At 41.4% G+C, this 24,966-nt stretch carries 25 protein-coding genes; 13 read left to right on the top strand and 12 right to left on the bottom strand.

The window, feature by feature from the left end; genetic code table 11:
* Positions 1 to 75 precede the first annotated feature (75 nt).
* From leuD to leuB, 3 genes are all read left to right on the top strand, one after another.
* A complete protein-coding gene (gene leuD, locus J4N25_RS16465) occupies positions 76 to 672 on the top strand; it encodes a 3-isopropylmalate dehydratase small subunit (protein ID WP_207422884.1) in 597 nt (198 codons plus the stop codon).
* 206 nt (positions 673 to 878) lie between these two features.
* Positions 879 to 2,393 (top strand): hydroxymethylglutaryl-CoA lyase-like TIM-barrel protein, encoded by a 1,515-nt coding sequence (locus tag J4N25_RS16460; RefSeq protein ID WP_207422883.1) that lies wholly within the window; start codon positions 879 to 881, stop codon positions 2,391 to 2,393.
* Between the two features lie 339 nt (positions 2,394 to 2,732).
* Positions 2,733 to 3,794 carry a 3-isopropylmalate dehydrogenase gene (gene leuB / locus J4N25_RS16455; RefSeq protein WP_207422882.1) on the top strand — a complete coding sequence of 354 codons (1,062 nt, stop codon included), beginning with the start codon at positions 2,733 to 2,735 and terminating at the stop codon, positions 3,792 to 3,794.
* Between the two features lie 64 nt (positions 3,795 to 3,858).
* On the opposite strand, the gene J4N25_RS16450 is transcribed toward leuB, so the two are convergent.
* Positions 3,859 to 3,999 (bottom strand): hypothetical protein, encoded by a 141-nt coding sequence (locus J4N25_RS16450; RefSeq protein ID WP_207422881.1) that lies wholly within the window; start codon positions 3,997 to 3,999, stop codon positions 3,859 to 3,861.
* Between the two features lie 39 nt (positions 4,000 to 4,038).
* Between J4N25_RS16450 and ilvA the strand changes: the two genes are divergently transcribed.
* Together ilvA and J4N25_RS16440 are read left to right on the top strand one after the other, a co-directional pair.
* Entirely contained in the window at positions 4,039 to 5,286 is a 1,248-nt protein-coding gene (ilvA, locus tag J4N25_RS16445) for a threonine ammonia-lyase IlvA (protein ID WP_207422880.1), read from the top strand.
* A gap of 399 nt (positions 5,287 to 5,685) precedes the next feature.
* Complete coding sequence (locus tag J4N25_RS16440) at positions 5,686 to 6,051, top strand: hypothetical protein (RefSeq protein WP_207422879.1); 366 nt, start codon at positions 5,686 to 5,688, stop codon at positions 6,049 to 6,051.
* 132 nt (positions 6,052 to 6,183) lie between these two features.
* On the opposite strand, the gene J4N25_RS16435 is transcribed toward J4N25_RS16440, so the two are convergent.
* Positions 6,184 to 6,546: a response regulator transcription factor gene (locus J4N25_RS16435; protein WP_207422878.1), complete on the bottom strand. Its 363-nt coding sequence runs from the start codon at positions 6,544 to 6,546 to the stop codon at positions 6,184 to 6,186.
* A gap of 111 nt (positions 6,547 to 6,657) precedes the next feature.
* Between J4N25_RS16435 and J4N25_RS16430 the strand changes: the two genes are divergently transcribed.
* Complete coding sequence (locus J4N25_RS16430; RefSeq protein WP_207422877.1) at positions 6,658 to 7,056, top strand: hypothetical protein; 399 nt, start codon at positions 6,658 to 6,660, stop codon at positions 7,054 to 7,056.
* Positions 7,057 to 7,132: 76 nt separating this feature from the next.
* Here J4N25_RS16430 and J4N25_RS16425 read toward each other — a convergent pair whose 3' ends face one another.
* A complete protein-coding gene (locus tag J4N25_RS16425) occupies positions 7,133 to 9,271 on the bottom strand; it encodes a beta-galactosidase (RefSeq protein ID WP_207422876.1) in 2,139 nt (712 codons plus the stop codon).
* Between the two features lie 840 nt (positions 9,272 to 10,111).
* On the opposite strand from J4N25_RS16425, the gene J4N25_RS16420 reads away from it, so the two are divergent.
* Positions 10,112 to 10,354, top strand: a complete 243-nt coding sequence (locus J4N25_RS16420) for a hypothetical protein (protein ID WP_207422875.1) — start codon at positions 10,112 to 10,114, stop codon at positions 10,352 to 10,354.
* Here J4N25_RS16420 and J4N25_RS16415 read toward each other — a convergent pair.
* Positions 10,329 to 11,555 (bottom strand): AraC family transcriptional regulator, encoded by a 1,227-nt coding sequence (locus J4N25_RS16415; protein ID WP_207422874.1) that lies wholly within the window; start codon positions 11,553 to 11,555, stop codon positions 10,329 to 10,331. The two genes, J4N25_RS16420 and J4N25_RS16415, sit on opposite strands and share 26 nt — an antisense overlap.
* A 448-nt stretch (positions 11,556 to 12,003) precedes the next feature.
* Between J4N25_RS16415 and J4N25_RS16410 the strand changes: the two genes are divergently transcribed.
* Entirely contained in the window at positions 12,004 to 12,702 is a 699-nt protein-coding gene (locus J4N25_RS16410; protein WP_207422873.1) for an outer membrane beta-barrel protein, read from the top strand.
* 28 nt (positions 12,703 to 12,730) lie between these two features.
* On the opposite strand, the gene J4N25_RS16405 is transcribed toward J4N25_RS16410, so the two are convergent.
* Together J4N25_RS16405 and J4N25_RS16400 are read right to left on the bottom strand one after the other, a co-directional pair.
* Positions 12,731 to 13,876, bottom strand: coding sequence for a BamA/TamA family outer membrane protein (locus J4N25_RS16405; RefSeq protein ID WP_207422872.1), 1,146 nt, complete (start codon positions 13,874 to 13,876; stop codon positions 12,731 to 12,733).
* Between the two features lie 171 nt (positions 13,877 to 14,047).
* On the bottom strand, positions 14,048 to 15,478 hold the full coding sequence (locus J4N25_RS16400) for an MATE family efflux transporter (protein WP_207422871.1): 1,431 nt from the start codon (positions 15,476 to 15,478) through the stop codon (positions 14,048 to 14,050).
* Positions 15,479 to 16,291: 813 nt separating this feature from the next.
* Here J4N25_RS16400 and J4N25_RS16395 point away from each other — a divergent pair.
* Together J4N25_RS16395 and J4N25_RS16390 are read left to right on the top strand one after the other, a co-directional pair.
* On the top strand, positions 16,292 to 17,806 hold the full coding sequence (locus J4N25_RS16395; protein WP_207422870.1) for a sensor histidine kinase: 1,515 nt from the start codon (positions 16,292 to 16,294) through the stop codon (positions 17,804 to 17,806).
* Between the two features lie 288 nt (positions 17,807 to 18,094).
* Positions 18,095 to 19,567, top strand: coding sequence for a glycosyl hydrolase family 28-related protein (locus J4N25_RS16390; protein ID WP_207422869.1), 1,473 nt, complete (start codon positions 18,095 to 18,097; stop codon positions 19,565 to 19,567).
* 73 nt (positions 19,568 to 19,640) lie between these two features.
* On the opposite strand, the gene J4N25_RS16385 is transcribed toward J4N25_RS16390, so the two are convergent.
* Both J4N25_RS16385 and J4N25_RS16380 read right to left on the bottom strand, forming a co-directional pair.
* The gene (locus J4N25_RS16385) at positions 19,641 to 19,826 is read right to left on the bottom strand and encodes a hypothetical protein (protein WP_207422868.1); all 186 of its coding nucleotides are present in this window, start codon (positions 19,824 to 19,826) and stop codon (positions 19,641 to 19,643) included.
* 101 nt (positions 19,827 to 19,927) lie between these two features.
* Complete coding sequence (locus J4N25_RS16380; RefSeq protein ID WP_207422867.1) at positions 19,928 to 20,257, bottom strand: hypothetical protein; 330 nt, start codon at positions 20,255 to 20,257, stop codon at positions 19,928 to 19,930.
* A 29-nt stretch (positions 20,258 to 20,286) separates the two neighbouring features.
* Here J4N25_RS16380 and J4N25_RS16375 point away from each other — a divergent pair, with 29 nt between their 5' ends.
* The gene (locus J4N25_RS16375; protein WP_207422866.1) at positions 20,287 to 20,430 is read left to right on the top strand and encodes a hypothetical protein; all 144 of its coding nucleotides are present in this window, start codon (positions 20,287 to 20,289) and stop codon (positions 20,428 to 20,430) included.
* 89 nt (positions 20,431 to 20,519) lie between these two features.
* On the opposite strand, the gene J4N25_RS16370 is transcribed toward J4N25_RS16375, so the two are convergent.
* Complete coding sequence (locus J4N25_RS16370; protein ID WP_207422865.1) at positions 20,520 to 20,837, bottom strand: hypothetical protein; 318 nt, start codon at positions 20,835 to 20,837, stop codon at positions 20,520 to 20,522.
* Position 20,838: 1 nt separating this feature from the next.
* Positions 20,839 to 20,967 (bottom strand): hypothetical protein, encoded by a 129-nt coding sequence (locus J4N25_RS26960; protein WP_255537113.1) that lies wholly within the window; start codon positions 20,965 to 20,967, stop codon positions 20,839 to 20,841.
* Between the two features lie 431 nt (positions 20,968 to 21,398).
* Here J4N25_RS26960 and J4N25_RS16365 point away from each other — a divergent pair, with 431 nt between their 5' ends.
* Entirely contained in the window at positions 21,399 to 22,412 is a 1,014-nt protein-coding gene (locus J4N25_RS16365; RefSeq protein WP_207422864.1) for an LLM class flavin-dependent oxidoreductase, read from the top strand.
* 57 nt (positions 22,413 to 22,469) lie between these two features.
* Here J4N25_RS16365 and J4N25_RS16360 read toward each other — a convergent pair whose 3' ends face one another.
* Both J4N25_RS16360 and J4N25_RS16355 read right to left on the bottom strand, forming a co-directional pair.
* The gene (locus tag J4N25_RS16360) at positions 22,470 to 22,880 is read right to left on the bottom strand and encodes a response regulator (RefSeq protein ID WP_207422863.1); all 411 of its coding nucleotides are present in this window, start codon (positions 22,878 to 22,880) and stop codon (positions 22,470 to 22,472) included.
* Positions 22,881 to 23,050: 170 nt separating this feature from the next.
* On the bottom strand, positions 23,051 to 23,467 hold the full coding sequence (locus J4N25_RS16355; protein ID WP_207422862.1) for a response regulator: 417 nt from the start codon (positions 23,465 to 23,467) through the stop codon (positions 23,051 to 23,053).
* A gap of 338 nt (positions 23,468 to 23,805) precedes the next feature.
* Here J4N25_RS16355 and J4N25_RS16350 point away from each other — a divergent pair, with 338 nt between their 5' ends.
* A complete protein-coding gene (locus J4N25_RS16350; protein WP_207422861.1) occupies positions 23,806 to 24,960 on the top strand; it encodes an acyl-CoA dehydrogenase family protein in 1,155 nt (384 codons plus the stop codon).
* The last annotated feature ends 6 nt before the right edge of the window (positions 24,961 to 24,966 follow it).

The raw sequence follows: 24,966 nt of genomic DNA, 5'->3' as shown, positions 1-24,966 counted from the left end.
CGTTTGATAACCTCTTACAAGGAATCAAACAAGAACCTTTAACCTTTTACCTTTCACTTTACAACCTCAATAAAAATGGCTTACGATAAATTTACTATACTACAAAGTACTGCAGTTCCTCTTCCTATTGAGAATGTGGATACTGACCAGATCATTCCTGCACGTTTCTTAAAAGCTACTAAACGCGAAGGTTTTGGTGATAACCTTTTCCGTGACTGGAGATACAACCCGGATAATACTCCTAAAGCTGATTTCGTATTAAACAACTCTACTTACACCGGAAAGATCCTTGTAGGTGGAAAGAACTTTGGTTCTGGTTCATCCCGCGAGCACGCTGCCTGGGCAGTATACGATTATGGATTCCGTGCTGTAGTATCCAGCTTCTTCGCGGATATCTTCAAAGGTAACTGCTTGAACATTGGAGTATTACCAGTTCAGGTTAGTCCTGAATTCTTAGAGAAGATCTTCGCTGCTATCTTTGCTGATCCTAACACCGAGTTAGAGATCAACTTACCAGAGCAAACAATCACCCTTCTTGCAACTGGAGAGAAAGAAAGCTTCGATATTAACTCTTACAAAAAGGACAACATGCAGAACGGTTTTGACGATATCGACTATCTTCAGAACATTAAGGGAGAAATCGAGGAGTTTGCTGCTGAACGTCCATTCTAATATTTTTTAGGATTACACCGATTAGGAGGGATTACACCGACTAAAAAGGATTACACTGATTATAAAGGATTACACCGATTGATTTAGTTCGATCGGTGTTTCGTTTTAATATCTTTGCAACCCGTGTACGTGTGTAATTACCTAATATCTGTATCATCCTTACTTCGGTGTAATCATCTTTCAATCTTTGTAATCACAAAAATCCAATGAGAAAGAAAATTGAAATAATGGACACTACTCTCCGTGATGGCGAGCAAACCTCTGGTGTGTCTTTTTCTATTTCTGAAAAACTTACCATCACTCAACTGCTACTGGAAGAATTGAAAGTAGATCGTGTTGAAGTTGCCTCTGCCCGCGTATCGCAGGGAGAGTTTCAGGCGGTAGAAGCTATTACCAAATGGGCAACAGATAATGGGTATATAGACCGCATCGAGATTCTTTCCTTTGTTGATAATGGAGTTTCTATTGATTGGATGCAGAAAACGGGAGTAAAAGTGCAAAACCTCCTTACTAAAGGTTCTCTAAACCATCTTACTCATCAACTTAAAAAGACCCCGGAGCAGCACTTTGCCGACATTTCTAAAGTGATCGATGCAGCGCAAAGTCTGGGCATATCAACAAATGTATATCTTGAGGATTGGAGTAATGGAATGCGTAACTCGCCTGAGTACGTTTGGCAATACCTTGATTTCCTTTCTTCCCAACCTGTAAAACGGGTCATGCTTCCAGATACATTAGGTGTATTGACCCCTTCTGAAGCATTTGGTTTTATCGCTGCATTGAAAGAAAAGTACCCGGCTATTCATTTCGACTTCCATGCGCATAATGATTATGACCTTGCAACTGGAAATGTACTTGAAGCGGTAAAGGCAGGTATTGATGGCTTGCATCTTACGGTGAATGGAATGGGTGAAAGAGCTGGGAATGCGCCGATGGCGAGTGTTATTGCTGTGATTAATGATTTTCTTCCCGAAGCTGAAATTTCGGTCAAGGAAGAAGCTATCTATAAGGTTAGCAAGCTGGTGGAAAATTTCTCTGGGGTAAGAATTCCCGCAAATAAGCCTATTGTGGGTGAATATGTTTTTACCCAAACAGCCGGAATCCACGCCGACGGCGACAATAAAAAGAATTTATATTTCAATGACCTCCTGCCTGAACGCTTTGGCAGAAGAAGGAAGTATGCCCTGGGGAAAACTTCCGGCAAGGCAAACATTGAAAAGAACCTTCAGGAGCTGGGTTTAAAACTTTCTGACGAGGATATAAAAAAAGTAACGCAAAGGGTTATTGAATTAGGTGACAAGAAAGAGATCGTTACGAAAGAAGATCTCCCATATATCATATCTGACGTACTCGATAGCAGTATGTACGAGGAGAAGGTAAAAATTGAATCCTACGTACTTACCCATGCTAAAGGTCTTCGTCCTTCGGCCACTTTATCTATTTGTATTGACAGCAAGGTATACGAAGAGAATGCTCAGGGGGATGGTCAGTTTGACGCCTTCATGAAAGCCTTGAATAAGGTATATCATAAGAAAGGCTTGAAGCTGCCCAATCTTACAGACTATACCGTCCGCATCGCCCCTGGGAGCAGCACTGACGCTTTATGCGAAACTGTGATCACTTGGGAACATGAGGGTAGAACGTTTAAGACAAGAGGACTTGATTCAGATCAAACGGTATGTGCAATTAAAGCTACACAGAAGATGTTGAACATTATTTGATTTACGAGTTACGATTTTAAATTTACGATTGAGTTACGAGTCGTATAAATATAACTTACATATTAAACCTCTAAGCTTAAAAATCTTAGAGGTTTTTTTGTGCGATCTGGGTTTATTACCATCGACATCAAGCATTCCTGCCTCAAATCCACTTATTCTGCATTTGTTCTCACGAGTTCTTTGTTGCCTTAAGCAATTCTTATAACTTTGCGGCGGCTTAAGAAAATGCTTTGTGAAAGCACATCCATGATAACGAAAAGCCACCTCAGACAAGCAAATCAATTTAAGCCATCTGTACTCCCATTTGGGATTTAGAGGGCCAGGCATAATATATAAAAGATGAAACTAAACATTGCTCTATTAGCAGGAGATGGAATAGGTCCTGAAGTAATTGCTCAGGCAGTTAAAGTTGTTGACGCTGTAGCAGGTAAATTCGGTCACGAAGTTAGCTGGACAGAAGGTTTAACTGGTGCAGCTGCAATTGATGCAGTTGGAGAACCTTATCCTGATTCAACTCACGAAATCTGTTTAGCTGCTGATGCAGTTCTTTTCGGAGCTATCGGTCACCCGAAATACGACAATGACCCTAAGGCAACAGTTCGTCCGGAGCAGGGCTTATTGAAAATGCGTAAAAAACTTGGATTGTTCGCCAACGTACGTCCTACTTTCACCTTCCCTTCCTTGATTGATAACTCTCCTTTAAAAAGAGAAAGAATCGAAGGTACAGACTTAATCATTCTACGTGAGCTAACAGGAGGTATCTACTTCGGCGAAAGAGGTCGTAAAGACGATGGCAATACAGCTTTCGATACTTGTACGTACACTCGCGAAGAGATCCAACGTTTGGCTAAATTAGGTTTCGAGTTAGCGCTTACCCGTAGCAAAAAATTATGCTGTGTAGATAAAGCAAACGTTTTGGAAAGCTCTCGTTTATGGAGAGAAACTGTACAAAATATGGAGAAAGACTATCCTGAAGTACAAGTTTCTTATGAATTCGTAGATGCAGTTGCTATGCGTTTAGTTCAGTGGCCAAGTTCCTATGATGTGATCATCACAGAAAACCTTTTCGGAGATATCCTGACTGATGAGGCGTCTGTAATCTCAGGTTCTATGGGATTAATGCCATCAGCATCTAAAGGTGTACATACTTCGCTTTATGAGCCGATCCACGGTTCTTATCCACAAGCTGCAGGTAAAGACATTGCAAACCCTCTGGCAACAGTTCTTTCAGCTGCTATGATGTTCGAAGACGCCTTCGGCTTAAAAGCAGAAGCTGAAGCCATAAGAGAAGTTGTAAACAAATCTTTAGCTGAAGGTATCGTTACTGAAGATCTTGCGGGTAAAGAAGGTAAAGCCTACAAAACCAGCGAAGTTGGTGACTGGTTAGCAAAAAATATCTAGGATAAAAGAACAACCTATAATAATAAGCCGCTGCCCTACATCAGGTAGCGGTTTTTTTATTTTATTAAGAGCCACACGGAGAGTCGTTGAAGACGCTGTCCGTCGACTTTTCTGCGGGAATATCGCCCACCTTCCACCAAACACCTTTCATTAAATCTACAACAGGGTTACAACCACTGTCTGCGTTAGCGACAAACTTCTTCAATCACCTTTATTTCTATCCCATTTCACTTAGATTTGCCTAATGAATAACTCTTTCCCCAACATAAATCCCGTTTCTGCTCTTCTACGACTCAAGAAAGTAATCAAGAAAACCCCTTTAGAACATAATGCTCGGCTTTCTGAAAAGTACGACTGCGATATTTATTTAAAGCGGGAAGACTTACAAGTGGTACGCTCCTACAAGTTACGGGGCGCCTATAACATGATCAGTCAGCTGAAAAAGGAGCAATTGGAGAAGGGGGTAGTATGTGCGAGCGCAGGCAACCATGCGCAGGGAGTTGCTTTCTCCTGCCGGAAGCTTGGCATTAAGGGAGTAATCTTTATGCCGGAGATCACGCCCAGGCAAAAGGTTAATCAAACAAGAATGCATGGTGATGGAATGATAGACATCGTTCTCGTTGGTGATACCTTCGACGATTGTCTTAAGGAAGCGCTAAACTATACAGAAGCTAATGGAATGACCTTTATTCCGCCCTTTGATAATCATGCAATCATTGAAGGCCAGGGAACTGTAGGGGTAGAGATATACCAGGACCTGCCGGAGGCTGAGGTTATCATTGTTCCTGTGGGAGGCGGAGGCCTATCAGCAGGAGCAGGAACTTACCTTAAACAAGTTAGCCCGTCAATTCGGATAATTGGGGTAGAACCGGAGGGTGCCCCTTCCATGCATAAAGCACTTGAGAACAAGGAGCCGTATACGCTAGCCGAAATCAATCGTTTTGTTGATGGAGCGGCGGTAAAACGGGCCGGGGACATTACCTTCCCTATTTGCCAGCAGGTGATTGACAAAATGATCCTGATTCCTGAGGGGAAGGTATGCACCACAATATTAAAACTGTATAATGAAGATGCCATCGTAGCTGAGCCCGCAGGAGCTTTATCCGTTTCTGCATTAGACTTGGTAGCCGATCAAATTAAAGGAAAGAAGGTTGTATGCGTGATCAGTGGAGGGAATAACGATATCGAACGGATGCAGGAAATCAAAGAGCTATCCCTGTTATATGAAGGCTTAAAACATTATTTCGTTATCCGCTTCCCTCAGCGGCCTGGGGCCCTTAAAACATTTGTGAACGAGATCCTTGGCCCTGGTGATGATATTACCCGGTTTGAATTTATTAAAAAAACGAATAGAGAAAGCGGACCTGCACTGGTAGGCATTGAGCTAAAGCATGCCGATGATTATGCACCTTTAATTGGGCGTATGGAAGCGTTAAATTTCGACTACAAGGAGATCAATAAAGATCAAACGCTATTTGAGTATTTGGTTTAGGAAAGTATGAAGGGGATAACTTACAATTTCTCCTGTTTAAGGGCTACGCGTTTAAAACACCTGGAACATTTCTTTTTAGTTCCATCCTTCTTATACCTCCATTTATGGAAGCCCGCCTTACAGAGCATCAATTTTACCGTTCTGATCATATCATTTCGTTTGAATCCTTTTTACGCAAATTGAAAGTGCGGGGTTCTACTAAAAGGTCTCTTCATTAGCCTAATGCATAACCTCACTGCTTATTAAAATTCTACAAACTTAATCTTATAGCAAACCTTCAAAGCAATATACCGTAAAACAACCATTTATGAATAGACAATGTGTTTTTGACATTACAATCGCCCTGAACATATTGACATCAAAAAGATTAGCATTAACTTTAACTTATAATTTCTGAAGATGAAAAAAGTGTTTATTTCAATGACATTAGTGGTGGCGGCAATGTGTATGAGTTTTGTCAGCGACCTCACTGGAGTGTGGAAAGGGACAGTGAAAGTTCCGAGTGGAGAAGATGTAGAAATTACATATCACCTCAAAGCTGAAGGCGAAAAGCTAACCGGAGTGATCACAGCTGCGACTGGCGATGAGATTGACATTCAGGAAGGACAGATTAAGGGCAATGACTTCAGTTTCAAATTAGACTTTGGATCCAACAATGTTCTTCAGGCTAAAGGAAAGCTGTATGCAGACTCCATAGTGGTCAAATCCCAAATCAAAAGCTACACCATCCAAAACACATTTAAAAGAGTTACGGACACCAAATAGGAATCTCCTAAACTATAAAAGCCAGCATTCAAAAAACGCTGGCTTTCTTTTTAGGCATATTTATTAAGAGGATCCAGACGTAGGATGCGTAGCAGAACCGGTTCTGTTTCAACTTCAATACAAGCCTTTGTATTATTTCATCCTTTCAAGCTCAAATTTACCTAGCACCTCTTCCAGTTCCTTAAGTGCAAAAGGTTTGTGAAGGAACCCGTCAACACCCAATTCCTGCACCCTTTCCGGGGTTAAATAGGCTCCCGAGGTAACAAGCAATAAAGCGTCCGACAACCTATCCCGCTCTTGGGCGATAAATAACTGCCTGTTCTTCAAGAAAAGCTTTCTATAAATAATTACAATATCAGGTTCCAACTCTATAAATAGAATAGCAAGCGCCTTTTCCGCAGAGCAAATCACAGCCTCATGCCCTAGCTCAGTTAGCAGTCTTGCAACATGGGCAGCCTCCTGTTCGTCACTTTCTACAATCAATACTTTTCTCATAGACCTAAACCGCAATTAAGTTAGTGAAAGAATTGATTTTAAAAAAACAACATTTACATATTTCCTTTCTTGGGTTGGCATAATTATGGTATAAATTATCGAAACGACGTGATGGAAGTAAAAGATATAATTCTCAAAATAAACCAGCTGGTGCCTCAAGCTACTCCCCAAAACATGCTTGAGACTTCCCTTAAGGTAACAGAGGAAGGTGTGAAAGAAGTTCCGCCGGAAATTATCGGCGACGTCAAAGATGCTTTCGTAAAGATAATGAAGGGCTTATCGAACGAAAAATTTGATGAGTTCCTTCAGTACCTGATAGCGTTGGAATATCATCGTAATGTTACAGTTGGCTTGCATGCTACGCAGGTTCCCCTGGCGTTCGAGCAACTACCACAAAAAAACTTATTGTTCGAACTGAACTTTCCGCAGGACTTACGTGGTTGGGCCGAACCTGACCATAAGTCAGAGAACAACGACAATTCTCAAGATGATGACGACTTTTGGATTTAAGGTCGGATTCAGAGCGGTTATTTTTTAAATTGCGGATAAATTCTACAGTTTAACAAATAACCACTCTAAAATAATCTTACTCTTGCCAGACCACTACATCAGCTGGCTTCAAAGCCTTCTGACCTATAATAATCTTTGCGCTTGCCGGTACAGGGATTTGCTGAACCTTCGATGAATAGTTCAGACCATACCAAAACCCATCTCGGTATTCTACAATGACACCTTCCGGTAAATTCAAGGTTGAAACTCCCGCCTGCTGATAAACTTTCCGTAAAATTTCCCTTTCCAGCCTCCCGTCGTCTGTATCAGTGCCTATATAAGTAACAGTCCCCTTTCCCGCCTTTCTGTTCAATACAGCAGCTTTTCCATTATAGAACTGATCTTCATATTTAGCCCATACGGAACCAGACGCAGGGTCGAGGATATCTCCCCAGTTGTTCCAGTCAAAAGAAAGATCGCCGGCACTTACTTTCCCCATCAAATAAACAGGTAAATGGTCATAATAAATTTCCTTTGCTCCAATCAGTTCCAGAATGGGTTGCTGAAACGAAGCTTCCCATAAGTGCCCTTCCCGGTCTTTCTGCCCCGTGCGGCACGTAATAATCAGGTTACCTCCATTTTGCACATAAGTTTTCCAACGCTCCACCAATGTGTTGTCCAACAACTGAAATGCAGGTACTACAAGAAAAGGATACGCAGAAAGATCTTTGGTTTCATCGATCACGTCAACGGGTGCCCCTAAAGCTTTCAAACCATTGTAATAACGGTTCACGTGCTCCATATAGTTCCATTGATTGGTTTGAGGCTGGTTGTCCATCTCCCAGCGACTATCAATGCTGTAAAGGATCGCGGCCTTGCGTTTATTTAATATGGCCGGAACAGCTGCTGGCTTATACGCCTTTCGCAGCACTTCAAGTTCCTTTATCACTTTAATATATTCATCGCCGGAGCGACTAACCGTAACGCCATCCGTTTTCATTATACCATAGTGGTATTGCTCCCCTCCAGATAATGGCTGGCGGAACCGGTAATTACAAACGAACTTGTTCCCTCCTGCCATGACATGATACATCCACATCCTTACAGCACCAGGCATAGTCTGAGGATTGAACAAACCCCAGTTTACTTGCCCCGGTTGCAGTTCCATTACCCCACTCAAACCATTGATTGAACGGAAAAGATCATTAGAAAAGCCAATACTACTCGCAGATCCCATGCGGAAACCCTGCTCCCCCTGCCCATTATCGTAACCGGCCACCAAATACTTGGTATAACTATGAACATCCAGGCTTTTCATTCGAAGGGGGTCAACAGCCGGATAAGTAGGCATCAAATTGGTGGTGATCCATTGTTCAGGTTTCACATGCTTACGCAGAAGGTCTTTCTGATAAAGCACAAAATCCGCTGCCTCGTCGGCAGTAAAACGTTTGAAGTCAAGAACCGCATGAGGGTTAGGCTGAGCAACAAGCTCCTTTCCATTCGGAATCCTGATCTGCTCGAAATTATTATACGAAATGCTCCAGAAAGCATTACCCCACGACTTGTTCAAATTATCAATGTTCTGATATTTCTTCTTTAGCCAGATGCGAAACGACTTTTGCGCATTATCACTATAGTCGTATTCATTTCCATAATGGGAAGGCTCGTTATCAATTTGCCAGCCCCATATATTTGGATTGTTTCCATATCTCTTAGCTAAAACCGTTACAATCTTCTCAATATACTCCCGGTACTTCTTTGATGACCACGAAGCCTGTTGCCTTGCTCCGTGCTGGATGGTACGTCCATCTGAATTCACCATCAAAATATCCGGATGCTTTTGCGTAAGCCATACCGGAGGCGTAGGTGTAGGTGTACAAAGAACAACTTTCACCTTATACTTTGCCGCCAGACTTATTGCCTTATCCAGCCATTCAAAATTATACTTCCCCTCCTCGGGCTCCATTACCGCCCATGCAAACTCTCCGTAATGCGTAAACTCAAATCCAAGCTCCGACATCTTTTTGATATCCCTTTCCCAATTACTCTCCGGCCACTGTTCAGGATAGTAATAGGTACCCACCTGCATCAGATCCTTATCCTTAAAAAACGAATTATTTGATTGCGCCTCCCCCTGTTTATTAAACAATGCCATAACAGCAACAGCTAAAAAGCATTTCTTTAGAGGGGTAGAAAGGAAGATATTCTTCTTGGTAAATAAACGATTGGTTAGCATTTCAATTTAGGGTTATTGAATGGCTAACATACTAAATCATGCTGAGGACACGAAACAATTTCTCGTTCTGAACCCGTGCTAAGTAAAAGTACCTCCCTTCAGGTAAATTTCCAGGTCTACGCTAAAGCCAAACTTAATTACGATGAACTGCAAAACGCATGGTTAAGCCTTTTACTGCCAAGGTTTGAATATCAAATAAAATAAGTACACTCGCATTTTTATTAATTAACCTCGCTGTTTCTTCCATAAACACATTGTCACTTCCATTTGATACCTACACAACTAAAGAATATCTGAAGACAGAACCTTTTTTCGCCTTAAAAGATCTTTTTATAGGTTCTTTTAATTATCTTTATTCTTAAGCACCTTTTTGTTATAAAACAACAGATTTTTTTAGCAAGATTACAATGCGAGCCACAGACAAAGAACAACTATTTTTGTTCAATGACATTGTAAAAGGAGTTGCGCCCCTACAACTACCTGAAATGTTACCTTGAATCAATAGAACTTTCTGTTAATTCGAGGTAACTTTGTTAACCTAATCAATCCCTCACTTAGACTACGTTCATCGAATTTATTGCCGGAATACGGCGCCAGGGAAATGCAATCAAATGGTAATACCAGCCACTGTTGCTGAAAGGGATTATAAACTAATAAGCTCTTCTATCGTCAGCTTTTTGAGGTCTTCGGGACTAGGATCAAACTGGAAAAGAGCTAGGTCATTTTCATCTTCCTCTGTTTTATCATCCAACGGCCGAACAGCAGATTACGGGTACGCGACTGCTCAAGGCCGCAACAGTCACAGAACCTAATTCTACCTTCGGGATTATATCTCCAATAGTGAAAGTCAAATTTGCAGCGGTTGATCTTTGGCATAAGGATGCGTTACAAACGATAGAAAAATACTTTTTGATTAGAAATTCAAAAATACTAAAGCCATTACTCAATAATGCCGAATTGCCGATTGAAGCTCTATCACTATCTAATTTTGCAAGTATTTTAACAGAAAAACCGCTCAGGAGAACGGTCAGAGGAAGTTATTCAGATATTTCTATTATTAAGAAATCTGCTCCGATCCCTTAAAAAAGGTCAGTGGCATCAATCCAGTTTCCTTCTTAAAAGCTCTGTAGAAAGTAGAAACACTGGCAAAACCAGATTCAAACGCAATGCCGTCGACAGTCATAGACGAGGATTTGGAAGGATAAACATCAATAAAAAACTGAACACGATAGGCGTTAACCCAATCACGGAAGTTCTTCCCCAAAACATTATTAATTACATAAGAACAATGATGCGAGGGAATAGCCAAGTCCTTTGCAAGATCAAGCATCTGAAAGTTACTATTCAGGAAAGGTCTCTCCTTTTCCATATAGGTACAAATTGCTTCAATATAGATCTGCCCATATTCTTCCGAAATCTTGGATTTCCTAATTACCTTTTCTCCGCATAGCTCTTGGTCTTCCTTGCCTGGTTCTGATACCGCTAGTCCTTCCCTTTCAAAGGGGTTCGACAAAGGATAATTAAGGCCCGGTCCGCGCAATAAGAGGTAGTTATATAACAGTGAAGGCTGATGGACCATGTAAATTATAAATCCAAGAAGTGTAAGGTATTTCGTGGTAATAATAACAGGTATCAGGCTGTGAACAATTGGAATTTCAGACGCCCAATGCGAAATAAAGAGAGATATACTAGTAATATGGGCCAAAGAGGTGGGGATCAGGATTGCGAACATCCACTTCCTTTCCTTGTCTTCTCTCCTTTTTACTATCTCTGAATTGGCAAACTCCCTCCAACTCAATAAAAGGTATCCAAGAAACAAGGCATGCCTGCCAAAATAATAATAGTAGACAGGAAATAATCCATTTTTGACCTCAGTAAAAAACAGTCCCTTCTCCATCGCTTCTCTTGCAACAATCCGGGAGTCGATCCCTGAGAAAAACAGAGTATAAATGGTTTCAATCAGGATCAATATGGGAATTACAAAATGCCAGAAGTCTTGTTTTCTTAATTGGATCTCGCTGTTTACAAAAGATCGAATGTAAAGGAAGAAACAAGCAGGGGCAAGAAAACTAACAGGGGCAAGCATTTTAATCAGGTAGGGATAATCTGTCAGCATCCTTGAATTGATCAGCATGAAAATAACATCCTGCCCTACCCTGGCCAGGAAGGATAGCATCAACAGACGATTAAAGAGCCGGTTTCCCCTATTCGAGAAGAACAGATGAAAGCAGAAAATCAACAGAAACAGATTTGCAGCACCTGCAATCAAATTCCAGAAAATCATAAATCCCTTTTAATAGCGCGTGATGCGCCCATTCTAAACCTCAATCAATACGCCCACTTATTTCCGGGGCTATTCAATATTTACAAGCAGCACTATGATAAGGATTTTTTTTGGAATAGTAATGTTATGTTATTTATTAAATTTTCAGTTTAATAATTTCCATTTTGTTATCTGCTTTATTTCTTTTGGAAGGCAATAATTTGGTTTCATTGGATCTCATCCGCTCCCTAATTTCGATTCTCCAATAGCAGACTACCAAGTTTCAACAGATGCAGAATCACATACATTTCGCAAAAAATGATAAAGATCATGCACCCAGTTGATCAAAAACGAACAATTAATGATTGTGATCACTTTAGTTTAAAGGCAGGCGGCACTCTTGTACATTTACTCCCAAACCTATCGCAATAGGCATTTTTACTTTATCAGAATACACATTAATTGAATAATGAAAAGGGGTTTACTCGTATTTCTTGCTTGTCTTTCTTTCACTCACACCTTCAGCCAGTACAATTATTACCGTATGGCCGCAGGGGGAACCGCTGGTGTTAACACTGCATTTGCCGACCTATCTAAAAAAATTCCCGCACCAACGCTGGGAGGGTCCCTCGACTTCTTCATCACACCTTTTGCATCCCTTGGTTTTGAGGTTCAAAAAGGAATACTTAGCGGAGGCGACCGGGAAAAAGACAAGCATCACAGGTTCTTCCAGAACAATTACAGCTCACTAAGCTTTGGTACTAAAATTCACCTGGGCCAGGTCGTCGACTTCCGAAACAGCAATTTTCTTCACGCCATGAGGCATTTTTACATGGGTATAGGAATGGGTGTAATAAAAAACAGCATAAAGGACGATAAGATCGTCAGGATACAACCAGGTACCGGCTGGAAATTTCCGGGAACAAATTCAAGCACAGATATTACGTTCCCCCTAAATACAGGCATGAACTTTAATATTACTGATAGATGGGGCTACACCAGATATATTTTCAATCTCAATTACCAGCTAAATATAACCGCGGGCGAGGGAATGGATGGCTATAATGATGCATCTTTTGGTGCTCCCTGGAGCAATATTCCAGATATGTATGGAGTAGCGTCTTTTAGCTTAAAGTTCTGTTTCGGCCCCCAGGGCTTGTACTATTAGAAGGAGTGCATGAATGAACGGGGGATTGTTAGAATGCTTCTCCGTTAAAGATATAAAAGTTTGCTCCATCTTTAGAAAAACCGAGATCCAGGCGGATGTAAATATCTTTTTTAGGGAACAGTAGATAACGAAGACCAAAGCCGCCAGACACCTGGGCATTACTAAGAGACAGTTGATCAGGACGAGGGCCGACCACGGCAGAACCAGCAAAAATAGAGCCTCCAAGGCGTTTGTGAAAAGCGAAAGGAAGCATTCTGAACTCGCTTTGAATAGCAATCATATTTTTGTCGCGAAACCTTCCCTGGTAAAGCCCTCTCATCATCATGTCTCCACCCATCAAAGCCAGTTGGTTGAATGGCACATTACCGGTTTGGAAATTCCCGATCATCTGGAAAGCCAATACATTTCTCTTTCCAACTGGATTGTAAGAACGAACATCCAGGTTAATATTATTATAGTTGAAGGAATTACCTAATGATGATAAGTAACGTAAATACGAAATCTCACTAAAAAGCCCTTTTCTTACATTCATAACATTGTGCCGGTTATCATAGACCAAGGCCCCTCCTAGTCCCAGATTTGTATACCCATTACTTCCGGTAGGGAGGTCGAAAGCTACATCTGGCTGCTCGAATTCTACCGACGAAAGGTTCTGAAAATCCATCTCCGGGCCTAAGAAAAAATTATTTGCCAGCTTACGCAAAACCCGCTGTTTAAACACCACATTAAAAGCATCCACTACAGCATAGCGGTCTCCTACAGCAGTCGGACCAATACCATAATAATACATAGGGAACCGTTGAATCCTGGCTCTTCCAAGAAAAAACCATTTATCCTTGTCGGTATATATAGCATTATCCAGCCAAAGCCCATACTGAGCATTGAACGTCCCAAAAACAAAGGCCTGCAGTTCGCTCAGCCGGTTCAAGGAATCCTTTTTAGCCCTGAATAACTTAAGCACTGATGCTCCCAACTCTACTCCAGTTTCGGGTGCATAGGCCGCTGTGGGGTAAATGGTAAGGGTCGATTCTCCCGCCGATGCTGTATCATTGAACATCCGGTTCACCTGGCGGCCCAACCACGACCGCTGTTTATCCTCCTCTTGAGCGGAAGATGGTAAATCAAAGCAGATAAGTGTAAGTATCAGAAGGAAAAAGCCTTTTCTTAGATTCATGATGTGCCTATTATTGATCAATTGATCCGGCCACCATGTTCTCTTATCCCCTATACAATCGCCAGAATTTGATGCAGCAATATTAAAAAACAAAAACATAAGCTTCAACTTATCGAATACTTTGGTCAATTATTCTACAACCCAATGACTTTAATTCAGATGAATTGATTCCTAAACCTGCGTTTTCTTCCAGCCACCGCGACTAAACAACCATAGGGTAAAGATACCTACAGAGGTTTCAGATACAAACACGGCCCAGAAAACCCCGGTTTGTTCCAGATTGAGGTGGATAGCTAACACGTAAGACAATGGGATCTGTATCAACCAAAAGAATACAAGATTAATAAGTGTTGGGGTGCGTGTATCTCCCGACCCATTGAAAGCCGAGGTCGAAACCATCCACCAGCCGTATACGAAATAGGAAAAGGAAAGAATGCGCAGCCACTCTGCTCCTACTTTGATTACATTCTCATCCGCCGTAAAGATTTGCATCAGGGAACGGTTGAAAAAGAAATAGACCACGGAAACGCAAACCAGAAATATCATATTATAAAAGCCTGTTTTCCACACCGCAGATTCTGCCCGGTTGGGGTTGCCTGCGCCGAGGTTCTGCCCTACAAGCGTTGTAGCTGCATTCGACATACCCCAGGCAGGCATCATGGTAAACATCATGATTCGCATAGCTATTGTGGAACCCGCCACCGCTTCACTTCCTACTTCTGCAAGTATCCTCATCAAAAATATCCAGGAGGTCATTGCAATCACCATCTGGCCAATACCCCCAAGTGCAGTACGAAAAATGCCAGCCATTACCTTTAAATGCCAACGAACCTGCGAAAGCTTCACTGCTATATGCTTTCCTCCCTTCAGCAGCAACCAGACCTGTACCAGCACTCCAACACCCCGGCCTATATTAGTAGCTATTGCAGCACCTTCTATACCTAGTGCGGGAATTTGTCCGTAACCGAAGATCAACAGGGGACAAAGAATAATATTTAATCCGTTAGAGATCCAAAGAATACGCATAGCAATAGCAGCATCTCCCGCTCCACGATAAATTGCGTTAATCACAAATAGTAGCACTATTACTATGTTCCCGCCAAGCATCCATTGGGTATAACGATACCCGTGGTTAACAGACCATTGGTCTGCTCCCATTAGACCAAGCAACTCTTTAGCATAAAAAATACCTCCCAAAGCAAAAGGTACCGAAGCTAATATTCCCAGGAAAACCGACTGAACCGCAGCCACCGCGGCATCCTCGCCCCTCTTTTCGCCAACTCGCCTGGCAATGGTAGCTGTAATGGCCATGGAAAGTCCCATAGCAATAGAATATAACAGAAAGAGGTATGTTTCTGTAAGTCCTACCGTAGCAACAGCCGAAGCACCAAGCCGGCTTACAAAAAAGATATCTACTACGGCGAAGGTCGACTCCATGACCAATTCAAGGATCATCGGTACAGCCAGAAGAAAGATCGCTTTTTTAAGTCCAATTTGGGTATAATCAGCTTCCGTACCCATAACTGCATTTTTGAGGTCCTGCCAAATAGAAGAGCCCGACTTTGCCACTAATACTTGATTATCGATGTCTGCCTGTTTCATAGGTAAATTAAGCCTAAATGGTTAACACTAAAGCTGCTGGCCTTTACAAATGTACTTAGGGTTTTCAAATTAGGAAATGAGCAATCTCGACAATCTGCGGGGGTATTTGCGACAAAGTTGATTTTCTCACATGATTGTTATTCACTTTCATCCTCCGTTCTCAAGCTTATGCTTATGAAAATTTTTCCTGCAATCCCGCAGCATTCGAAAGCATTACTATTGATGGGGAAGCTACTAAAAGTGCCTTTTGATTAGTAGATCTGTTAAAATAAAAAGCCCTGTAGCTATGAGAGCAGCAGGGCAACCTAAACCTTATCACAATTTTTTGTGACCACTAAGGTAGAAAGTATAAGTTAAAAACAAAGAATAATTCGAAAAAACATACTAGAATAAACTGCAAGGGAAGAGACAACGAGTGAGGGAATAAATGATGGACAGAACAGATTGGAGAAGTGAACCCGAACGGCTAGGATTACAAATTTACTCGCGGAGAAATAAAAATCCACGGATCATAGAAAAATATCACGAAATCTTATTCAATGTTGTAACATTTGAACTGTTAATTCCGTATTAAAATTGCGTTAATAAAATAGGGTTGGGTCCCATATCCGCCCTTTATATTTCAATACCTATCGATTGTGGCTCAAAGCGGAGCCTTATAGCTTCTTATCTGATATCCCAGTAAGCCAATAGAATTATTTTACGGCGGAGGATAATAATCCAAAGGCGAAGTTGGCAATTTTTGACCAATATTTAATAAATTTTTTAAGAATTAATTACACTATTTTTGATCCGCTGGATCTACCTTATACAATGCAGGACGTTTTAAATTTTTTTTCGGATATATTTTCCACTGAGTTCTGGCCAGCACGTTGGCGATGCGGACTGTGGACTGGATTTCATGGCTGGCTTTACATCGTTGCAGAGTTAATGATCTGGGCGGCGTACTTTGCCATTCCCTTTCTTCTATTTAAACTAGTTACAGGGCGAAAAGACGTACCTTTTCCCAAGATCATCTGGTTGTTTATTGCTTTTATCCTGCTATGTGGCTCAACACATCTCATGGATGCCCTAATATTTTGGTGGCCCGCTTACCGTTTCAGCGCGTTATTAAAGTTTATAACCGGCGTCGTTTCCTTGTTTACTGTTTACGCCCTTTATAAGATCATGCCCCAACTTCTGCACTTAAGAACAGCAGAAGATGTAGAGACAGTGTCGGGACAAAGGCGGAAAGCTGAACTGCAGTTTTCGAACGTCTTCAATTTCTCGGCTGTAGGAATGGCCTTAGTGTCTGCAGAAGGGAAATGGCTAAAAGTTAATCATGCCGTACTCGACTTCTTAGGATATACTGAGGCCGAACTGCTTAACCTTAGCTTCCAACAGATCACTCATCCTGATGATTTAAGTGATGATGAGCATAATATTGAACGGATGCTCGGGGGCGAAATCAAGAGCTATCAGATGGAAAAACGTTACATCAGGAAAGATGGGGCTCTTTCCTGGGCCTTGCTTACAGTTTCCCTGGTAAGGAACGAAGATGGCAGTCCTGATTTTTTCATTTCTCAAATCACTGATATCAATAACAGCAAACAACTCATTAACACCATCGATCTGATGAATAAAAAAGATGAGTTTATGACCATCGCAGCGCACGAACTCAAAACACCTATTACGAGTGTTCGAGGGGCCCTGCAAATTGTAGAAAACAATTTAAGCAGATCGGCAGATGGTTCGAAAACACAACCATTTATAGCAATAGCAAACAGACAGATCAAAAAACTAACCTGGATAGTAAACGACCTGCTGGATGTTACCAAAATCCAGGCAGGCAAGCTTCTCATAAATATCTCCACATTTTATTTGAAAAGTTTGATAGAAGAAGCGATAGACCAGATCCATTATGAAAAAAAGGATAGAACGGTCAGGCTGGAAGGCGATTTTTCGCAGGCAATTGAAGGTGATAAGGTAAGGCTTGAGCAAGTGCTGGTAAATCTGCTCACTAATGCCATCAAATATTCACCGAACGGAGGAGACATTCTAATAAAAGCAGAACAAATTGAAGATCAGGTGGAAATCTCAGTGGTTGATCAGGGAATAGGCATTGACGCTGAAAAGATCCCCCTACTGTTTCAACGATTCTTCCGTGTTGAAAACACTTCGCAGAACTTTTCAGGTTTAGGCATGGGTTTGTATATCTCTTCCGAGATCATTAAAGCCCATCACGGAGATATCGGGGTAGAGAGTAGATTAGGCGAAGGAGCCAGATTTTGGTTCAGGCTTCCTGTAAAAGCAAAAGCGGGTTTGCCAAATGTTCTGCTGAAGAATTAACAGGGCGAATGTCATAATTATGTAATTGCCACTCCCCCCTTCTTCAAAATAACAGACGAAAGAAACAACGATCTTTGTTGAATGTTTCCACAATTTTAATTTTTCTTCTAGTAAAACAAATCCCTCAAAACGGCCTCTGGCGCCTCTCAAGCAGTGTTCTTCTCAGTTTGGCACACATATTATTCTAAAAGTTAAAGAGTTTAGAGTCTATTTTCTTTAATTAAAAATTTTGTAACAGTCCTGCAATTAAGTGCGTAAGGGTGTCTACAAGTGTCTATGAGTTTGTTTATGAAAAGGTTTTATCAAGGGGTTTTCGTCTTTACAGCCCTAAGCATCTTCGCTTGCAAAAAAGACAATTTTACTCCTGCTGAGGAACAAGAGTTCAAAATCACTGAAAAAGTAGCAACAGTTTCAACAAGTACTACTACCAGCCGCACAGGAATATTGGCACCGAATGCCGTTGGTCTAAATGGGAATGGATCAACCGATAATCGTGCAACATTACAGAATTTAGTTAATTCTTATGCATCCAAGGGACAAACCCTGGTCTTACCTGCCGGAAAATTCCTTATCTCTAACGAGATAATCATTCCTAGTAATGCCTCTATTCAGGGTCAGGGCGAAAGCACCGAGATCTTCTTGAACAATGGCTCTACAGCTGGCAGAAGAGTATTCAGAATACCAACGCAAAAAAGCAACGTAAAGATCAAGAATATCAAATTGAACGCCAACTTTGCGGGTAATACAGGAGCCCAGTTAGTGGCCATGTATGTAACAGATAATGTTAAAACTGTATCTTTCGAGAACGTATCCTTCTCAGGAAGCCGCGATGCAGGTACTTTAACAGTAAAAGGGTTAAACGCCTACCAAGTGACCGGCCTTAGCGTGATCAATTGTAAATTCACCGATGCTGGTCGTAGCTTAGTAGAGCTAAGAGGCACCAAAGATGTGGTAGTAACTGGCAATCAATTCACTCGCTGGGGACTGCAAAATGCATCTTCGCCAGGTTTCCAGCTACAAAGCCAGGATAACATCAACGTTAATATCTCCGGCAATACATTCAATAACACGAATGGAATTCAATTCGCAATTGAATGTGCTGCAGCTTATGTTCGCTATTCAACTATTTCGAACAACACCTTTAACGACCCTAACGGTCGCGGTGGAAACGGTATCTCAGGATATTTCATGAATTCAACCATTACCAAGAACGTGATGAATGGCGGTTCAGGAAATCACCGTAGCGGTCTGGAGATCTTTGGTTCCCATAATAACTTAACCTATAACACCATCACAGCAGGAAGCATTGCAATCTCGGGTGGCTTCAAGGAAGATGCAACGATGGTAACTATTGCTTACAATAATGTTAAAACCAAGAATGATAATGTTGGAGGGATACAATTAGGAGGCGGAAGCTACAATCTGAACAATATAAAGATCCAGAACAATACAGTTGATACCCGCGCATCAAAAGGTAACTCCTCTGCAATCGTTCTAGGTACCTATAATGCTACTCGCACAGTGTCTGACATTACAGTATCTAATAACATTGTGTATACTAATTGTCACTGTATCCGTGCCCAGGCATTAGCCGGAAGTAAAAACATTTACATTAATAACAATCAATGGAAGGTAGGATATACCTGGCTTGGAATGATCACAAATACGTTTTCCAACGTGGTAGTTAGCGGAAACATCAATGAGCTTTCGAATAAAACGATCAGCTACAGTACGTCTATGACTCCGATAGTTGTAAGATAGATCTATCAGGTATTAGAGGGAGGGTTGTGCCATGCTAGTGCAGCCCTTTTTTGTTTACATAATTATTTGGTGATTATAAAGGCTCAGTATGGTAACTGTTTACAATGATGTTAAGGTCGTTATACTTTACCAACATCTGATGGATGCCCTTATATTCTACAAAGACCATATAAGGTTGCCCTTTTTTAAATCCAGGAAATCCTTTTCCCACGTATCTCAGGTTCTGTCCCGGAATTAATTTCTTTGCTGCTTTAATCATAATGTTATGAATTCAACATTGTCCAACCTGCATTGTTTCAGAATCTTTCAAACCTTTAAAATCACCCTCCTTGTTATATGCCAAAAGGTTTGTATTAGTACCTAAGTGGTCTTCTGTTTACTGAGCAATGTAAAAATAGGTTCATTTGTTTCTTGATCCCTATAGCATTGAACGGTAAAAATCGTGGGCTTACTGCTATTTTGCCCAACCTGAACATTAATTGCATCCGGCATCTCCAAGCCTGACAAGCTATAAAAGCTTTCAGTACCTAAATATTTTTTAGCCACTTCAGGAAAAAACTCTCCATTTACAGAGGTCTTTCCGTTGTTCAGCAACTCTGTCATACTCAAATTGCCATGCCGGTCATGCCTTCGGTGCGGAAGCACTCTTCCATCAAAAATCCAAAGAAACGGAGGAAGCCTTATGGGCATCGCTACGATTATTAGAGGAGCAAAAAAGAATGCTTACTAAATACGCACTAGCTAACCTCGACCCTCCTACTGTAAGTAAAAGAGTATCAGAAAATCAGCGTTATATCAATATGCTGCGTTCTATCCTTCTGCAGGATGATGGCCACACTAAAGGTGATCCATCGTCCAATTAGAGAAGTTGATCCTAAGGTTTAACCGTTTTATTGAGTATCTTAATTTTTTTCGAGGCCTCAATAAGATGGCTTTTTTCTCTCGAGAAGATCTACCTTAATCTGTTTTGATTAAAGGCAATCAGGAATTCGGGAGCCGGAGACATTTGTTCCGAATGGTCTGTAGGAATGACCTTCGGATTAGCTTTAATCAGTCCGGTCGAAACCAACCGGTACAGCTGGATCAAATCCTCGGGAAGTCCTTTTGCCGACATAGTTGGATGATACCTGCGTTCCAGTTCAGCTTTTTGTTCACTTGAAGCCAAACAAAGGTTCCATCCTTCATGCCCCTTAAACCAATATTCCTGTGCACAATTATCCAGGTCGAACATATACATCCGCGCCTGAAATCTTACTGTTGATTCTGTCAATTTATTTCTTTTTAATTCCTGTTGTTGGTTCTGCCTTTGACTTCTTACCCGATTGGTAGTCCGACTCGGCTTTCTTTGTCTCTGTGCTGGCAGGTTTTTTAATATTCTTGCCGCCTTTATCTTTACTCATAGATATATTATTTATTAGTGTTTTTTCTTTTACTGACCGGCTGGTCTTTCAGAAATGATTGGACGTGGGAAATCTATTCCTTCATAATCTTGTCTGATAAAAGCAGAATTAGTATCAGGAAGTACCGGATCAGAAGAGGTATTTCCCGCTAGGGTAATAAGAGAGCTGGTAGCTGTTTTGCTAAAGGTAGAACAATTTACGGCATTTCCACCATGTTTGGGAATTTATATTTGATAAGTACAGCCCAATGCAGGCAAATAATGGATTGAAGGAACAAATACCTGGAGCGTAAACCCTACTACCGTTTTTGGTCGAATTAGTTATAAGCAATTAAAACTTGCATAAGGCTGGCAATAAGCAGACTTAGCGCTGATGCTTTCGGTAGGTGTTTAGATTAGATTTGCACGTTTAAATGCAAAATCGCAAATCTTATGGTCAAACAAAATATAGCGTACTCCATTTTAGAGCTTGCCCTTGTTCCGCAAAGTAGCACGATCAAGCAAACACTTAATAATTCCCTTGAATTAGCGAAAGAAGCCGAATCGAATAACTACAAGCGCTTTTGGTTTGCCGAACATCATAATTCCAGCTATATAGGTAGTAGTGCGCCCTCCATACTAATAGGCTATATTGCCGAGAATACAGAGAAGATACGGGTAGGTTCCGGAGGTATAATGCTTCCTAATCATTCACCATTAATTGTAGCAGAGCAATTTGGAACATTAGCCCATTTATATCCTGACCGCATCGATCTGGGTCTCGGCAGAGCTCCCGGTACAGATCCTCAAACCTCTCAAGCGATACGATCGGATTTTATGCAGGCCGCCCATTCCTTTCCCGAGGAAGTAGATAAATTGCAGGAGTATTTTTCTATAGAAAACCAGTTTTCAAAAGTACGGGCCGGAATTGCCGAAGGGACAGACGTACCCTTTTACATCCTTGGCTCGAGCACCGATAGTGCGCATTTAGCAGCAAAAAAGGGATTCCCCTATGCTTTTGCAAGTCACTTTGCTTCCACCCATCTCCTAAGCGCACTGCAAATCTATCGAGAAGAGTTCCAACCTTCTGAATTCCAGCAAGAGCCTTATACCATAGCAGGCATAAATGTTTATGTGGCTGATACAGATCACGAAGCAGAGCAACTCTTCACTACATTGATCCGTATGTTTGTTGGCGTATTATCCGGAATTCCGGAAGCCTTAAAGCCACCAACAGAATTGACCGCAGAACTAAGGGATATGCTAAAGCACCCTCTTCTGTCTCAAATGCTCAAATACTCCTTTTTTGGATCCAAACCGACGGTAAAGAAGCAGATCCGGCAATTCCTACAAGAAACACAGGTAAATGAACTGATTGCAGTATCCCCTACCTATGCCCTTGAAGACCGGAAAAAATCTATCAAACTTTTTGCTGAAGTGATGAAGGAGTTAAATGAGGACGAGTAATTCACAAGGAGAATTATCTACATAATTCCAAACTTATCCCCGATTTTCCACACCAGATCATTTGTGAAAAGTATTTCTACGCGTTGCGGTTATTATAGCTTCCAGGATGGCAGGCGATAAAGGCTTATTGTAGAACCCTTTTACAACAGAAAACCGTTCTGCTTTCTGCCTGTCCATTGGATCCTCAGAAGAAGTGATTATAAAAACGGGTATATCTTTGTCTATCAGCCCTCGTAAATTCTCGAACATTTCAAGGAAGTCCCAGCCATCCACATCAGGCATAATTAGGTCAAGCAGGATGACTGCAGGCAAAGGGTGACTGCCATAATAAGCGTCTACAAGGTCTGCGATAGCGGTTTTAGGGTGGGTATAGCATTTTACATTTTCAAAAAAGCTATACCGTTTCATCATTTTTTTAGCAAGACGATGATAGGCAGAATCATCATCAATGAGAATGATTTGAGGCATGTTTTCGTAAGTAGATTAGATAAGTTAGCGATTAGAAAAATCATGCCGCGAAATTTTTTCAGCGATGTGAAGGGAATTGAAGGAAGGATTGAGGGAAGAAAGGAAGGATTGAAGGAATGAAGGATAGAATAAATGGATGGTAATCCTGCTGCTTTTGGGGTCATGAAGAACTATAATCTTTTGAGAAAATTAGCTCTCCGAGTTTCCGAAACTACTGATTCCACGACGGCAGCAGTTAAGGGCTTTTGATAGAATCCCTTTACCACTGAAAAGTGCTCCGATTTAATCTTATCCTCTGGATCAATGGAAGAACTAAGGATAAAAACCGGAATATCCTTCGCCAGCAAGGTCTTCAGATTTTCGAACATCTCTAAAAAATCCCAACCGTGCAAGTCGGGCATATTCACCTCAAGCAAAATAATGTCGGGTAGCCTATGCTCACCGTAATGAGCATCTACGAGATCAATGATAGCGGCCTTCGAATCATTATAGCATTTGAAATCGTCAAAGAAATCGTAAGTTTTCATTAATGATTCCGCAAAACTGTGATGTTCCAGATCATCATCAATTAGTATAACTTGAGGCATGTTCTTCTTAAGTGTGCACAAATATACCGAATTGATTTTTAGAATGATACAAGCAAGGTGACGATTGACAACAGCAGTGAATTATTGAATATCTTGATGGAATAAAAGACAGAAAAGGGATTGCAAAGCGCATAAAAAAGCCCTGATACTATGAGAGCGCCAGGGCAACCTAAACCTTATCACAATTATTTGTGACTGCTAATATATGGACTTAAAATTAAATTCCAAAAAAATGTTAAATTTTTTTTTAAAACTCCCACTAACTCATCAAATTCACGATCCCTTCAGGTAGAGAATTATTAGAAACCAAATTGCATTTTTGCTATTTATATGATAGGATGGAAATTGATGCACTAATAGGGCAAGCCACAGCTATCGGCAAAGAGATAGCCTCAAAAGAAGCTGTACAAGCTGACGCAACAGGAACCTGGGTATCAGAAACTATGCAGGCTTTGAAAGATTGCAAGCTGACCGGCCTTGTTGTTCCTGCTTCCTGCGGTGGATTAGACCAGGGACTTCTTGCCCTTGTGAGGGTCAGTGAGGAGCTTGGCAAAGCATATTCTTCAGCGGGACTATGTTTCGGTATGCATTGTGTAGGAACAGCTGTGATCGCAGCAAAAGCTACAGAGTGGCAACAACAGCAATACCTCGTCCCTATTGCCGAGGGTAAACACATCACAACACTCGCTCTAAGCGAAACCGGTACCGGTGCGCATTTTTATTTTCCGCAAACAGCTCTGATAGCCGTTACCGAAGAAGAATTTGTTGTTTCGGGCACTAAATCATTTGTTACCAATGGAGGGCATGCCGACTCTTATGTTGTTTCTACCTTAGGTGCAAGTCCCAGTGCAGATCAGGACGAATTTTCCTGTGTGCTGATCGACAAAGACCAGCAGGGTATTGAATGGGGAAAGCCTTGGGACGGACTAGGGATGCGCGGGAATTCATCCAGATTAATGCACCTGAATGACATTCACATATCAGGCAGTCATATACTGGGCGAAAAAGGCGACCAGTTATGGTATGTATTTAATGTAGTAGCCCCCTATTTCTTAATGGCCATGGCAGGTACGTACCTTGGAATTGCAGAAGCGGCTTTATCCGACGTTAAAGAGAGTCTCTCCAAACGCTATTATTCACACAGTGGCACGTCTTTATCAAATGTGTCGCTACTTCAACATCGTTTAGGAACTTTATGGGCTAATGTAGAACGGACCCGCCGGCTAGTTTACCACGCAGCAGAGCTAGGAGACAGAAATCCCCAGGAAGCGATGTTGAGCATATTAAGTGCTAAAGCGGAAGTTGCCAATTGCTGTGTAGATGTGGTTAACGAAGCTATGACACTGGCTGGAGGGCTCGGATACCAAAACAATTCTTATCTCGGAATGCTGTTAAGGGATGCCAGGGCTTCTCATGTAATGTCCCCTACAACTGATCTACTTTATACCTGGATCGGGAGAGTATTATTAGACCAGCCAATTTTCTCAGATTAATCAGGA

The sequence above is a fragment of the Desertivirga brevis genome (assembly GCF_017355835.1).
Note: the sequence above shows the minus strand (reverse complement) of the source record. Positions and strands in the feature narration are given on the sequence as shown.